Origin of the sequence: Leifsonia sp. NPDC080035 (assembly GCF_040050925.1) — a bacterium.
Classification (GTDB): Bacteria; Actinomycetota; Actinomycetes; order Actinomycetales; family Microbacteriaceae; genus Leifsonia.
Genome location: NZ_CP157390.1, coordinates 2,620,648 through 2,634,024 on the forward strand (window position 1 = coordinate 2,620,648; position 13,377 = coordinate 2,634,024).

At 72.2% G+C, this 13,377-nt stretch carries 12 protein-coding genes; 10 read left to right on the plus strand and 2 right to left on the minus strand.

Annotated features, from left to right (window positions below; all coding sequences use genetic code 11):
• The first annotated feature begins 1 nt into the window (after position 1).
• The 10 genes from pheS to AAME72_RS12825 all read left to right on the plus strand — a co-directional run bounded on the left by pheS (position 2) and on the right by AAME72_RS12825 (position 12,061).
• Positions 2-1,042, plus strand: a complete 1,041-nt coding sequence (gene pheS, locus AAME72_RS12780; protein WP_348786932.1) for a phenylalanine--tRNA ligase subunit alpha — start codon at positions 2-4, stop codon at positions 1,040-1,042.
• Entirely contained in the window at positions 1,042-3,585 is a 2,544-nt protein-coding gene (gene pheT, locus AAME72_RS12785) for a phenylalanine--tRNA ligase subunit beta (protein WP_348786933.1), read from the plus strand. Before pheS ends, pheT begins: the two co-directional genes overlap by 1 nt.
• 285 nt (positions 3,586-3,870) lie before the next feature.
• Positions 3,871-4,914, plus strand: coding sequence for an N-acetyl-gamma-glutamyl-phosphate reductase (gene argC / locus AAME72_RS12790; RefSeq protein ID WP_348786934.1), 1,044 nt, complete (start codon positions 3,871-3,873; stop codon positions 4,912-4,914).
• Complete coding sequence (gene argJ / locus AAME72_RS12795; RefSeq protein WP_348786935.1) at positions 4,911-6,065, plus strand: bifunctional glutamate N-acetyltransferase/amino-acid acetyltransferase ArgJ; 1,155 nt, start codon at positions 4,911-4,913, stop codon at positions 6,063-6,065. The genes argC and argJ overlap by 4 nt, the downstream gene beginning before the upstream one ends.
• A gap of 13 nt (positions 6,066-6,078) precedes the next feature.
• Positions 6,079-7,029: an acetylglutamate kinase gene (gene argB, locus AAME72_RS12800; RefSeq protein ID WP_348790133.1), complete on the plus strand. Its 951-nt coding sequence runs from the start codon at positions 6,079-6,081 to the stop codon at positions 7,027-7,029.
• The gene (locus tag AAME72_RS12805) at positions 7,026-8,246 is read left to right on the plus strand and encodes an acetylornithine transaminase (protein WP_348786936.1); all 1,221 of its coding nucleotides are present in this window, start codon (positions 7,026-7,028) and stop codon (positions 8,244-8,246) included. The genes argB and AAME72_RS12805 overlap by 4 nt, the downstream gene beginning before the upstream one ends.
• A gap of 27 nt (positions 8,247-8,273) precedes the next feature.
• The gene (argF, locus tag AAME72_RS12810; protein ID WP_348786937.1) at positions 8,274-9,227 is read left to right on the plus strand and encodes an ornithine carbamoyltransferase; all 954 of its coding nucleotides are present in this window, start codon (positions 8,274-8,276) and stop codon (positions 9,225-9,227) included.
• Positions 9,224-10,675, plus strand: a complete 1,452-nt coding sequence (gene argH / locus AAME72_RS12815; RefSeq protein ID WP_348786938.1) for an argininosuccinate lyase — start codon at positions 9,224-9,226, stop codon at positions 10,673-10,675. Before argF ends, argH begins: the two co-directional genes overlap by 4 nt.
• A gap of 16 nt (positions 10,676-10,691) precedes the next feature.
• A complete protein-coding gene (locus tag AAME72_RS12820) occupies positions 10,692-11,321 on the plus strand; it encodes a DNA-3-methyladenine glycosylase (protein ID WP_348786939.1) in 630 nt (209 codons plus the stop codon).
• A 212-nt stretch (positions 11,322-11,533) separates the two neighbouring features.
• Positions 11,534-12,061, plus strand: a complete 528-nt coding sequence (locus AAME72_RS12825) for an A24 family peptidase (RefSeq protein ID WP_348786940.1) — start codon at positions 11,534-11,536, stop codon at positions 12,059-12,061.
• A 51-nt stretch (positions 12,062-12,112) separates the two neighbouring features.
• On the opposite strand, the gene AAME72_RS12830 is transcribed toward AAME72_RS12825, so the two are convergent.
• Both AAME72_RS12830 and AAME72_RS12835 read right to left on the minus strand, forming a co-directional pair.
• A complete protein-coding gene (locus AAME72_RS12830) occupies positions 12,113-12,712 on the minus strand; it encodes a hypothetical protein (RefSeq protein WP_348786941.1) in 600 nt (199 codons plus the stop codon).
• Entirely contained in the window at positions 12,709-13,350 is a 642-nt protein-coding gene (locus tag AAME72_RS12835) for a DNA-binding protein (RefSeq protein ID WP_348786942.1), read from the minus strand. The genes AAME72_RS12830 and AAME72_RS12835 overlap by 4 nt, the downstream gene beginning before the upstream one ends.
• Positions 13,351-13,377 lie beyond the last annotated feature (27 nt).

Consider the following 13,377-nt stretch of genomic DNA (forward strand, 5'->3'; position numbering starts at 1 on the left):
CGTGTCAGAATCCACCGAAATCACCGAAAGCTCGGTCGAGGCGGCGGTCGCGGCGGCACTGGCCGCCATCGACGCCGCGGGCGACTCGGCGGCCCTGAAGGCCGTCCGTCACGAGCACACCGCGGAGGGCTCCCCGCTCGCACGGCTGAACGCGAGCATCCGCTCGCTTCCCGGAGACCAGAAGGCCGCTGCCGGCAAGCTCGTCGGCGGCGCGCGCGGCCGGGTGGCCCAGGCGTTCGCGGCCAAGGAGGCCGACATCGCGGCGGCGGAAGAGGCGGCGCAGCTGGCCGCGGAGACGATCGACGTCACCGCTCTGCCCAGCCGCTGGACGCCCGGAGCCCGGCACCCCATCAGCCTCCTGCAGGAGCGCATCGCCGACATCTTCGTCGGGATGGGCTGGCAGGTCGCAGAGGGCCCGGAGCTCGAGAGCGAGTGGTACAACTTCGACGCGCTGAACTTCGACGAGGACCACCCGGCGCGCGCCATGCAGGACACGTTCTTCGTCGAGCCGACGAACTCGCACCTCGTGCTGCGCACCCACACCTCTCCGGTGCAGTTGCGCGCGCTCCTCGGCGACGAGCTGCCGGTCTACCGCATCGCCCCCGGACGGGTGTTCCGCACCGACGAGTTCGACGCGACCCACCTGCCGGTGTTCCACCAGACCGAGGGCATCGCCGTGGACAAGGGCCTCACGATGGCGCACCTGCGCGGCACCCTGGACCACTTCGCGAAGACCCTGTTCGGCGAGGGCGCCCGCGTGCGCCTGCGCCCCAACTACTTCCCGTTCACCGAGCCGAGCGCCGAGCTCGACCTCTGGCACCCGACCTTCAAGGGCGGCGCCCGCTGGATCGAGTGGGGCGGCTGCGGCATGGTGAACCCGAACGTGCTCCGCTCCGCGGGCATCGACCCGGACGTCTACTCCGGGTTCGCGTTCGGGATGGGCGTCGACCGGGCGCTGATGTTCCGCAACGACGTCAAAGACATGCGTGACATGGCCGAGGGCGATGTCCGGTTCTCCCAGCAGTTCGGAATGGTGGTCTGATGCGCGTCCCCCTGAGTTGGCTCGGCGAGTACGTCGACCTCGAGCCCGGCACCACCGCCGAGGAGGTGCACGCCGCCCTCGTCTCCGTCGGTCTCGAGGAGGAGGACGTCCACACGTTCGAGATCTCCGGCCCGGTCGTGGTCGGCCAGGTGCTGGAGTTCGAGGAGGAGCCGCAGACCAACGGCAAGACCATCCGCTGGTGTCAGGTGCGGGTCGCGCCGGAGGGACAGAAGGCCGCCGACGGCGGTCCGGACGTGCGCGGAATCGTCTGCGGCGCCCGCAACTTCCTGCGCGGGGACAAGGTCGTCGTCACCCTGCCCGGAGCTGTGCTGCCCGGTCCGTTCCCGATCGCCGCGCGCAAGACCTACGGGCACGTGTCCGACGGCATGATCGCCTCCGCTCGCGAGCTCGGCCTCGGTGACGACCACGAGGGCATCCTGCGCCTGACCACGCTCGGGCTCGACCCGGAGGTCGGCACGGACGCGATCGCGCTGCTGGGGCTGGACGACACGGCCGTCGAGGTGAACGTGACGCCGGACCGCGGCTACGCGTTCTCGATCCGCGGCATCGCCCGCGAGTACTCGCACGCCACCGGCGCCGCGTTCCGCGACCCGGCCGACGCCGTCACCGTGCACGCCGCCGGCGCGCACGCCCACGGCTTCAGCGTCACGATCGACGACCGCGCGCCGATCCGTGACCGGGTCGGGGCCAGCGTGTTCGTCACCCGCGTCGTCCGGGACGTCGACGGCACGCGCCCGACGCCGCCGTGGATGGTGTCCCGGCTCAAGCTCGCCGGCATCCGCTCGATCTCGCTCGTCGTCGACATCACCAACTACGTGATGCTGGAGCTCGGCCAGCCGATCCACGGCTACGACCTGGACGCGCTGACCGGCGGGATCGTGGTCCGCCGCGCGCACGAGGGCGAGACCCTCGTGACGCTGGACGACCAGACCCGCGCGCTGCACGTCGAGGACCTGCTGATCACCGACGAGTCCGGCGCGATCGGACTCGCCGGGGTGATGGGAGGTGCGTCGACCGAGATCAGCGCGCAGACCCGCAACGTGCTCATCGAGGCCGCGAACTTCGACCCGGTGTCGATCGCGCGCACCGCTCGCAGGCACAAGCTGCCGAGCGAGGCGTCGAAGCGTTTCGAGCGCGGCGTCGACCCGCGCGTCGCCGTCGCCGCGGCCGCGCGCGTCGTCCAGCTGCTGGAGCAGCTGGCCGGCGGTCATGCCGACGAGCTCGGCTCGCTGCACGACGCCGCGGAACAGGCAGAGGCCATCCGGCTGCCGGACGGGTACATCCAGGGCCTGGTCGGCGTCGACTTCACCGACGACGAGGTGCGCGGTGCGCTCGCCGAGATCGGCGGCACGGTCACCGACGGCGACGGCGCCCTGCTCGTCGTCCCGCCGAGCTGGCGCCCTGACCTGACCGACAAGTCGGACCTCGCGGAGGAAGTCGCCCGCATCGTCGGCTTCGACCGCATCCCGTCGGTGCTGCCCGTCGCGCCTCCCGGTAGCGGCCTGAGCCGTGAGCAGAAGCTGCGCCGCGCCGTCGCGCAGATGCTCGCGGACAACGGCTCGACCGAGGTGCTCGCGTTCCCGTTCGTGAGCGAGCACGAGAACGACCTGTTCGGCTCGCCGGAGGAGGGCAGTGTCCCCGCCGTCCGGCTCGCGAACGCGCTGGATGCGACCGCGCCGTACCTCCGCACCTCGCTGCTGCCCGGTCTGCTGGAGATCGCCAAGCGCAACCTGGCGCGCGGCCTCGTCGACCTGAACGTCTACGAGATCGGCACGGTGTTCCGCCCGTCGGGTGCCGCCCTCGGCAGCGAGACGCTGCCGCCGGGAGCCGTGCTCCCGAGTGACGACGTGCTCGCCGGGCTGAACGCGGGCATCCCCGCGCAGCCGCGGTATCTCGCCGGCCTGGTCGTGGGCAACGCCGTGCTCAAGGAGCCGGGGCAGGCCCCGGTGGCCGCGGGCCTCGCGGACGCGCTGACGATGGTCCGCCAGACCGCCGCCGCCGTCGGGTTGGAGGTGGAGTTCGTGCAGAGCCGCCACCAGGCCCTGCACCCGGGTAGGACTGCTCAGCTCGTCGCCCTCGGCGGCGACGGTGCGCGCACGGTCGTCGGCTACGCCGGCGAACTGCTCCCCGCGCTGGCGGAGGAGCTGGACCTGCCGCGGGTCGTCGCGGTGTTCGAGCTCGACCTGGATGCGCTCATCGCGGTCGCGCCGTCCGACATCATCGCGGGCACGATCGCCGGGTTCCCGGCCGCGACGCAGGACCTGTCCCTCGTCGTGCCGGAGGAGACGCACGCGGGAGACGTGCTGCGGGCGATCCGTGAGGGCGCCGGTCCGCTCCTCGAGGACATCCGCTTGGTCGACGACTACCGTGGCGCCGGCATCCCCGCGGCGCACAAGAGCCTGACGTTCGCGTTGCGCTTCCGCGCCGACGACCGCACGCTGACCGCCGCCGAGGCGAGCGAGGCCAAGCTCGCCGGCGCTGCCATCGCCGCCGACCGCTTCGGCGCCGCCATCCGCGAATAGCCTCGGCCACGCCCGCATCCCGGGGCCGCCGAGCACAGGAGAAGGGCTGCGAATCACGCTGATTCGCAGCCCTTTTCCTGTGCTCGGCGGCGCCCGGAGTCCGCGGATTTGGCGGGGGACCGCCGCGGGGCGGTAGGGTTGCTGCATGCTTATCGTCGGCCGCACCGTTCTGCGCCGACGCCTGCGCGACCGCCGAATCTAGGCGGCGCTCGGGCGACCCCTCGTGGGCCGGACGTGGGCGCCGCCGTCGCCGGTCCCCTGTCGCCCACACATCAAGGAACAAGCATGACTTTCTCGGTAGCCGTCGCCGGCGCCTCCGGGTACGCGGGCGGGGAGCTTCTGCGCATCCTCGCCGATCATCCCGACTTCGAGGTCCGCACCGTCACCGCGCACCAGAACGCGGGGCATCCCCTCATCGCGCACCAGCCGCACCTGCGCTCGCTGGCGCACCTCACGCTCGTCGAGAGCACGCCGGAGAACCTCGCCGGACACGACGTCGTCTTCCTGGCGCTCCCGCACGGCGCGTCCGGCGCGATCGCCGCGCAGCTGCCCGAGGACACGCTCGTCGTCGACTGCGGCGCCGACCACCGCCTCGAGGACCCCGCCGACTGGGCCGCCTTCTACGGCGGCGAGCACCACGGCTCGTGGGCGTACGGCGTCCCGGAGCTGCTCGTCGGCGATGACAAGCAGCGCGAGCAGCTGGTGGGCGCGAGGAGGATCGCCGCGCCGGGATGCAACGCCAGCGCAGTCTCGCTCGCGCTCGCCCCGGGCATCCACGCCGGCATCGTGGACGAGCAGGACATCGTCGCGGTGCTCGCCGTCGGCCCGTCCGGCGCGGGAAAGTCGTTGAAGACCATGTACCTCGCGAGCGAGATCCTCGGGTCGGCGAACCCGTACGCCGTCGGCGGGACGCACCGGCACATCCCGGAGATCCAGCAGAACCTGCGCAAGGTCGGGGCGGAGGCTCCGACGCTGTCGTTCACGCCGGTCCTCGTGCCGATGTCGCGCGGCATCCTCGCCACCTCCACCGCACGCGTGAAGCCGGGAGTGACGGCGGAACAGGTGCAGGCGGTCTGGGAGGAGGCGTACGCGGGGGAGCCATTCGTGCAGGTGCTGCCCGCCGGTGTCGTCCCGCGCTCCGCGGACGTGCTCGGCGCGAACACCGTCCTGATAGGCGTCGCGCTCGACGCGGCGGCGGGGCGGGTCGTGACCGTCCTCGCGATCGACAACCTCTACAAGGGGACGGCGGGCGCCGCCATCCAGTCCACCAACATCGCCCTGGGTCTGGACGAGACCGCGGGCCTTTCCGTGAATGGAGTCGCACCGTGAGCGTCACCGCCGCCAAGGGATTCGCCGCTGCCGGCGTCGTCGCCGGCCTGAAGACGAGCGGGAAGCGCGATCTTGCGCTCGTGCAGAACCGCGGCCCGCTGACCGCCGCTGCCGCCGTCTTCACGACCAACCGCTGCAAGGCCAACCCGGTGCTCTGGAGCGAGCAGGTCATCGCCGACGGCGTCGTCTCGGCGATCGTCCTCAACTCCGGCGGCGCCAACTGCTACACCGGAGCGCAGGGCTTCCAGACGACGCACGCCACGGCCGAAGCCGTCGGCGAGGCGCTCGGCGTCTCCGCGGGCGACGTGCTCGTCTGCTCCACCGGCCTGATCGGCGACCAGCTCGATCTCGGCAAGCTGACCTCCGGCGTCACCGCGGCCGCGGGCGCTCTCGCGTCGGACGCGGGTCTCGGTGCGGCCGAGGCGATCATGACGACCGACACCCGCCCGAAGCAGGCGGAGCATCGCTCCGGGGCGGGCTGGACGATCGGCGGCATGGCGAAGGGTGCAGGGATGCTGGCCCCCGGCCTCGCCACGATGCTCGTGGTCATCACCACCGACGCCGTGCTCGACTCCGCGCAGCTGGACACGGCGCTGCGGGCCGCGACCAGGGTCACCTTCGACCGCGTCGACTCCGACGGCTGCATGTCGACCAACGACACTGTCGCCCTGCTCGGCTCCGGCGCCAGCGGCGTCACCCCGGGCCTCGACGAGTTCACCCTCGCGCTGACGGAGGTCTGCCGCAGCCTCGCCAAGCAGCTGCAGGAGGACGCCGAGGGCGCATCGCACGACGTGACGATCGAGGTCGTGAACGCGCACAGCGAAGACGACGCGGTTGTCGTCGGGCGCGCGGTGGCCCGCTCGAACCTGTTCAAGGCCGCGATCTTCGGCAACGACCCCAACTGGGGCCGGGTGCTCGCCGCCGTCGGCACGACCGACGCGGAGTTCGACCCGTACGGCATCGACGTCGCGATCAACGGCGTCCAGGTCTGCACCGCGGGCGAGCCCGACCAGCCGCGCGACCTCGTCGACCTGACGCCGCGCGCCGTCCACGTGCTCATCGACCTGCACGCGGGGGATGCGACCGCCGCCATCCTCACCAACGACCTCACCCACGACTACGTGCACGAGAACAGTGCCTACTCCAGCTGAGATGACGCACGAGATGAATCCGCCCACCCGGCAGCCGGCTCCCGCTCCCGCCTCCGCCTCCGAGACCGACGAGACCGAGGAGACGGAGCGCGACTCCGCCGCCGCCAAGGCCGCGACGCTGATCGAGTCGCTGCCGTGGCTGAAGACCTTCCACGACCGCATCATCGTCGTCAAGTTCGGCGGCAACGCCATGGTCAGCGAGGAGCTGCAGCGCACGTTCGCGGAGGACATGGTGTACCTGCGGTATGCGGGGCTGCGTCCCGTCGTCGTGCACGGCGGCGGACCGCAGATCTCGGCGATGCTCGACCGGCTCGGCATCGAAAGCGAGTTCCGCGGCGGCTACCGGGTCACCACCCCCGAGGCGATGGATGTCGTCCGGATGGTGCTGACCGGCCAGATCAACCGGGACATCGTCGGCAGCATCAACAAGCACGGCCCGCTCGCGGCCGGGCTGTCCGGCGAGGACGCCGGCCTCTTCCAGGGCCGGAAGCGCGGAGCCGTCGTCGACGGTGTCGAGGTGGACCTCGGCCTCGTCGGCGACGTCGTCGGGGTGAGCCCCGAGGCCGTCCTCGCGCAGATCGACGCGGGCCGCATCCCCGTGGTCTCCTCGATCGCACCCGATCTCGACGAGCCGGGGCAGACGCTCAACGTGAACGCGGACGCGGCCGCCGCAGCGCTCGCCGTGGCCCTCGGCGCGGCGAAGCTGGTCATCCTGACCGACGTCGCCGGGCTCTACAGCGACTGGCCGAACCGCGACTCGCTGCTCTCGAAGATCGCGGCGGAGGAACTGCGCGAGCTGCTGCCGAGCCTCGAGTCCGGGATGATCCCGAAGATGTCCGCATGCCTGGACGCCGTCGACGGCGGCGTGCCGAAGGCGGCGATCATCGACGGCCGTGTGCCGCACTCGATCCTGCTCGAAGTCTTCACACAGTCGGGGATCGGAACGGAGGTGGCGCGGGCATGAGCGCGCAATCGAACATCGAGAACACGCGGAACACCGGCGGCGAATGGAAGCCGCGCTTCGGCGAGGCGATGATGCGCACGCTGGCGACCCCGAAGCTCATGCTCGCCCGCGGCGAGGGCTGCCGGGTGTGGGATGTCGACGGGAACGAGTACCTCGACTTCCTCGCCGGCATCGCCGTCAACTCGCTCGGGCACGCCCATCCCGCCCTGGTGGATGCGGTGAGCGCGCAGGTCGCGACCCTCGCCCACGTCTCCAACTACTTCTCCACCGCTCCCCAGCTCGAGCTCGCCGAGCGCCTGCGCGCGATCACCGGCGCGGGGGAGAAGGGTCGGATCCTGTTCGGCAACTCCGGCGCCGAGGCGAACGAGGCCGCGTTCAAGCTCGCCAGACTGAATCGCGGCAAGACCGGCAAGCGCACCCGCGTGCTCGCCCTGCACAACGCGTTCCACGGCCGGACCATGGGGTCGCTCGCCCTCACCGGAAAGCCGCCGATGCGGGAGGCGTTCGAGCCGCTCCCCGGCGGGGTCGAGCACATCGACTCCACGATCGCGGCCCTGGAGGCGGCGATCGACGATCGGGTCGCCGCCCTGTTCATCGAGCCGATCAAGGGCGAGGCCGGCGTGCTCGACCTGCCCGCCGGCTTCCTCCGCCGGGCGCGCGAGCTCACCGAACAGCACGGTGCGCTGCTCATCATCGACGAGATCCAGACCGGCGTCGGCCGGACGGGACGCTGGTTCGCGTACCAGCACGAGGGCATCCAGCCGGATGCGGTCACGGTCGCGAAGGGCATCGCCGGTGGCGTGCCGATCGGCGCCCTCGTGACGTTCGGCTGGGCGTCCGACCTCTTCACCCAGGGCCAGCACGGCTCGACGTTCGGCGGCAACCCGCTGGCCACCGCCGCCGGCAACGCCGTGCTCGCCGAGATCGAGCGCGCCGGGCTCGTCGAGAATGCTGCACGCCGTGGCGAGGAGCTGCGCGCGATCGTCCGCTCCTTCGACTCCCCGCTGATCGGTGACATCCGCGGTGCCGGCCTGCTGCTCGGCATCGGCCTCACCGACGGCGAGGCGCACCGGCTCTCGGACGCGGCGCTCGCCGAGGGGCTGATCATCAACGCCCCCAACGAGTCCAGCATCCGGCTCGCGCCGCCGCTCATCGTCGGCGACGCGGAGCTTGCGGAGTTCCGCGAGCGATTCGGCCGCGCCCTCGCCGCCCTCTGACCTCCCGCTTCCATTCGAAAGGCCCCCATGACCAGGCACTTCCTCCGCGATGACGACCTGAATCCCGCCGAGCAGGCCGAGGTCCTCGACCTCGCGGCGCGGCTCAAGCGCGACCGCTTCGCACTCAGCCCGCTGCAGGGTCCGCAGACCGTGGCGCTGATCATGGACAAGCCGACGTTGCGCACGCAGACCTCGTTCTCGGTCGGTGTCGCCGAGCTGCAGGGCTCGCCGTTCCTCGTCGACGGAACGAAGGCGCAGATCGGCACCCGCGAGTCCGTACCGGACGTCGCCCGCATCATCGGCCGCCAGGTCGCGGCGATCGTCTGGCGGACGTTCGCCCAGGCCGACCTGGAGACGATGGCGGAGTACGCGGGCGTGCCGGTGGTGAACGCGCTGACGGACGAGTTCCACCCGTGCCAGATCCTCGCCGACCTGCTCACGGTGCGCGAGCACAAGGGCGGCACGGAGGGGCTGACGCTGAGCTTCTTCGGCGACGGCGCGAGCAACATGGCGCACTCGTACCTGCTCGGCGGCGTCACCGCCGGGATGCACGTGCGCGTCGCCGCGCCGGCCGGGTACCGCCCCGACCCGCAGATCGTCGCGGACGCCGAGGCCGTCGCCGCGGCGACCGGCGGCTCGGTGCTGATCACGGAGGACGCGGCGGAGGCCGCACGCGGTGCGGACGTGATGATCACCGACACCTGGGTGTCGATGGGCAAGGAGGACGAGAAGGCCGAGCGCGTGGCCGTCTTCGGCGGCTACACCGTGGATGCCGCGCTCATGGGCCTCGCGAAGCCGGACGCCGTCTTCCTGCACTGCCTGCCGGCCTACCGCGGGCTGGAGGTCACCGCCGAGGTGCTGGACGGTCCGCAGTCGGTGATCTGGGACGAGGCGGAGAACCGGCTGCACGCCCAGAAGGCCGTGCTGGCGTGGCTGCTGGCGAAGAACGAGACCGTCTCGAACGAGGGGAGCGCGGCATGAGCGCGGAGAACGGCGTCGGCAAGACGGACGAGGGCAAGCTCTGGGGAGCGCGGTTCGCCGGCGGCCCGTCGCCGGAGCTCGCCCTGCTGAGCAGGTCCACGCACTTCGACTGGGCGCTCGCCGCCTACGACATCGCGGGCTCGCGCGCCCACGCGAAGGCGCTCGCCTCCGCCGGCTACCTGACCGACGAGGAACTGGCGGGGATGCTCGACGCACTCGACCGCCTCGACGACGATGTGGCCTCCGGCGTGTTCGTCGCGGCCGAGACGGATGAGGACGTGCACGGCGCGCTGGAGCGCGGCCTCATCGAGCGTGCGGGCGCGGAGCTCGGCGGCAAGCTGCGCGCCGGCCGGTCCCGCAACGACCAGATCGCGACCCTGGTGCGGATGTACCTGCGCGACCACTCCGGCGTGATCGCCGAGCAGCTCATCGCGCTGGTGGACGCGATCGCGGCGCAGGCGGACGCGCATCCCGCCGCCATCCTGCCGGGGCGCACCCACCTGCAGCACGCGCAGCCGGTGCTGCTGGCGCACCACCTGCTCGCACACTGCTGGCCGCTCGTTCGCGACCTGGAGCGGCTGGTGGACTGGGATCGACGTGCCGATGTCTCGCCGTACGGTGCGGGAGCGCTCGCCGGCTCCACGCTCGGGCTCGACCCCCTGCTCGTCGCCCGCGAGCTCGGCTTCGCCGCCAGCTCGGAGAACTCGATCGACGGGACGGCCGCCCGCGACGTCGTCGCGGAGTTCGCGTTCGTCACCGCTCAGATCGGCGTCGACCTGTCGCGCTTCGCCGAGGAGATCATCCTCTGGAACACCCGCGAGTTCGGCTTCGTCACGCTCGACGACTCCTACTCCACGGGGTCCTCGATCATGCCGCAGAAGAAGAACCCGGACATCGCGGAGCTCGCCCGCGGCAAGTCCGGCCGCCTGATCGGCAACCTCACCGGCCTCCTCACGACGCTGAAGGGCCTGCCCCTCGCGTACAACCGCGACCTGCAGGAGGACAAGGAGCCGGTGTTCGACTCGGTCCGGACGCTGGAGGTCCTGCTCCCCGCGTTCACCGGGATGGTCGCCACCCTGCGCTTCCACACCGACCGGATGGCCGAGCTCGCCCCGCAGGGCTTCTCGCTCGCGACGGACGTCGCCGAGTGGCTGGTGAAGCAGCACGTCCCGTTCCGCAACGCCCACGAGATCACGGGCAGCCTGGTGCGCTTCGCCGAGGACAACGGGCTGGAGCTGCACGAGGTCTCGGACGAGCAGCTCGCCGCGATCGACCCGCTGCTGACGCCGGAGGTGCGCAGTGTGCTCACCGTCGAGGGCTCGGTGGCGAGCCGTGCCGGGGCCGGTGGGACGGCGCCCGAGCGCGTGCAGGAGCAGCTCGCGGCGCTCACCGAGCGGGTGCGGGCGGTCGCGGGCGGGTTCGCCGCCGCGCGCCGGGACCTCGTCTGACGACCCCGGATCCGACGTGACGCTCTACCGCCCCGAGCGCGACGCCTTCCTGGCGTCGTCGATCGAGGTCGCCCCGAGGCTGCTCGGGGCGGTGCTCCGGCACGAGTCTCCCGAGGGCGCCGTCGCCGTGCGCATCACCGAGGTGGAGGCGTACATCGGCGACGGCCTCGACCCCGGTTCGCACGCGTTCCGGGGGCGCACCAAGCGCAACGCGGTGATGTACGGCGAGCCCGGTCACCTCTACGCGTACTTCACCTACGGCATGCACGTGTGCGCCAACGTGGTCTGCTCGCCGGAGGGCGAGGCGTCCGCGGTGCTGCTGCGCGCGGGCGAGGTGGTCGAGGGGGAGGAGCTCGCCGCGCACCGGCGCGCGGGCGTGACCGGCCGGGCGATCCCGCACCGGGACCTCGCGCGCGGTCCCGCGCGGCTGGTGGTCGCCGCCGGGCTGAGCCTCGCCGACGATGGCGCCGACCTCTTCGCCGCTCCCTTCGAGCTGCTGCTCCCCGCGGTCCAGGCCGAGTACGCGACGGGGCCGCGCACCGGCGTGTCCGGCCCGGGCGGCGGCGGGGCGTTCCCCTGGCGCTACTGGCTGCCGGGGGACCCGACGGTCTCGCCGTACAAGCGGCACCCGAAGTCCCACGACTGAGTCCTCGCCGGACCGCCGCGGGAAGGGAGGACATCCCCGCCGATTCGGCGGTCGGGGTCCTCCCTTTCCCGCATTCCGCGGCGAGGTGCGCTGAGGATCCTCCCTCCCCGACGCGCTGTGTACGGCGGACGCTCTCCACAGATCTCGGATCGGGCCGTGGGCGGGATGTCCACGGCGTTACCGTCGACTCTCGACCGAGAGGAGCGAGCCGCATGGAGTCGATCGGGGGAGCGTCGTCCACCGTTCAGGCGGGTGCCGTCGTCGCCGTCCTGACGTTCGCGTACCTTGCCGTCGCCAGTGTCCGGCTGGCACGGGCCGACCTGCGCCGGCACGTCCTGCCGAACGCGATCGTCGTCCCTGCGTTCCTCGTCGGGGCGGTCGGCCTGTCCGCTTCCGCCGTACTCGCCGGCGCTCCGGCCCGGCTGGCCGTCGCGGGGGCGGGCGCCGTCGGGATGTTCGTGCTGTACCTGGTGCTGGCGGGCCCGGGAGGCATGGGGTTCGGGGATGTGAAGCTCGCGGGTGTTCTCGGGCTCTTCCTCGGCTATCTCGGCTGGACACCCCTCGTGGTCGGCGCCGTCGCCGCGTTCGTGCTCGGCGGCGGCTACGCGATGCTGCTGCTGGGGGCGCGGCGCGCGACGGGCGACAGCGGCATCCCGTTCGGGCCATGGATGCTGGCGGGCGCGTGGCTCGCGATCGTGGCCGCACCTGTCCTGCGGGTGCCGATCCTCGATTCGGGCTGAGCGGCTCGGCCATCCCTCGGGCCGCCGCTCACGGGCCGCTCGGGCCGCCGCTCAGCTCGCCGCGAAGCGGAAGAGACCGGCGCAGACGCACGCCCAGACGATGCTCACCAGGGTGCCGATGATGAACCGCTCCCTGGCCTCAGCGGCCTCGAGTTCGGTGAAGCGGCCGACGCCCTTGATCGCGATCAGCACGCCGAGTGCCTCAGGGAAGCCCGCCATGATGGCGCCCGTGGTCGCGAACCGCTCGAGGTAGCCGATCGTCGTCCCGCCGCGCAGCACCTCCCGGGTGGCCTCGACGCCGCTCACCCGGTCGTGCACGACGATCCCGCCGTGAGACCCGGGCACCGTGGTGCTCCTCGTGGCGAGGGCCAGCACCAGCTGGGCGGCGGGGCCGCCGCCGAGGACACTGAGGGTGAGGGCGACGATGCCGATGAGGAGGCGGTAGACCAGCGGAGCCGGATGCTGCGGAATCGCCGCGAGCACGAACGCGAGAGCGAGCAGGGCGACGGCGACGTAGACCAACGGACGGCGCGGGCTGCGCAGCGTCGCCACGATGCAGCAGACCGAGGCGATCGTCAGGATGAGCGTGACTCCCCAGATGGCGAACGGCGCGATCTCCGCGAAGATCGAGGGAAGGGGCAGCACGGTCATCCGTCCTCCGTGGGTCGGTCGGCATCCTCGTCGCCGGCGGCCTGGGCGGCGTCGGCGCTCTCCAACAGCCTAGTCAGGGCCGGGCGGGCCGCCAGCTCGGCGCGCAGGCCGGCGGCCCGTGCCCGGTCGCTGGCCGACTGCGGGGTGATGCCGAGGCGCGCTCCGGCCTCGGCCTGGGTGAGCCCGGAGGTGACCAGGTCGTAGAGCTCCCAGCCGGCGGCGCTGCGCGTGGAGCGGATGGTGAGCAGGAGGCCGAGCAGCGCTTCCACGTCCTCGGCGGATCGGGGCTCGGCGACGCTCTCGCTCGCGAACCGGGTGGCGCTGCGCTTGGCGCGCGTGACGGCGGAGCGGGCGGCGACGAACGCGTCCCCCGTGGCCTCCCTGGTGTTCCGGGGCAGGGGGAGGCGCACCGTTCCGATCCCTAGCCCCACGCTCCACTCGCCGCTCCTGGTGAGATCGAGGACGATGTCGAGGGCCGTCGCGGCGTGCCCGGTGAGGGCCTGCAGCTCGTCCCCGGCGTTCCGGTCGACCGGCAGCGCCAGGTGGTCGCCGAAGCGCTCGCCGAGCGCCGATTGGACGGCGCCGACGATGTCGGGCCGAGTGCGGCTTCCGACCTGGTCCGCGGTGATCACGTACATGTTCGCCACCTCTCGCTATCAGGACTC

What these genes read in the sequence shown, in the direction of transcription:
- pheT (WP_348786933.1), top strand. Translation starts at nt 1,042, where the DNA reads ATGCGCGTCCCCCTGAGTTGGCTCGGCGAGTACGTCGACCTCGAGCCC.
- argC (WP_348786934.1), top strand. Translation starts at nt 3,871, where the DNA reads ATGACTTTCTCGGTAGCCGTCGCCGGCGCCTCCGGGTACGCGGGCGGG.
- argB (WP_348790133.1), top strand. Translation starts at nt 6,079, where the DNA reads ATGAATCCGCCCACCCGGCAGCCGGCTCCCGCTCCCGCCTCCGCCTCC.
- AAME72_RS12805 (WP_348786936.1), top strand. Translation starts at nt 7,026, where the DNA reads ATGAGCGCGCAATCGAACATCGAGAACACGCGGAACACCGGCGGCGAA.
- argF (WP_348786937.1), top strand. Translation starts at nt 8,274, where the DNA reads ATGACCAGGCACTTCCTCCGCGATGACGACCTGAATCCCGCCGAGCAG.
- argH (WP_348786938.1), top strand. Translation starts at nt 9,224, where the DNA reads ATGAGCGCGGAGAACGGCGTCGGCAAGACGGACGAGGGCAAGCTCTGG.
- AAME72_RS12825 (WP_348786940.1), top strand. Translation starts at nt 11,534, where the DNA reads ATGGAGTCGATCGGGGGAGCGTCGTCCACCGTTCAGGCGGGTGCCGTC.
- AAME72_RS12830 (WP_348786941.1), bottom strand. Translation starts at nt 12,712, where the DNA reads ATGACCGTGCTGCCCCTTCCCTCGATCTTCGCGGAGATCGCGCCGTTC.
- AAME72_RS12835 (WP_348786942.1), bottom strand. Translation starts at nt 13,350, where the DNA reads ATGTACGTGATCACCGCGGACCAGGTCGGAAGCCGCACTCGGCCCGAC.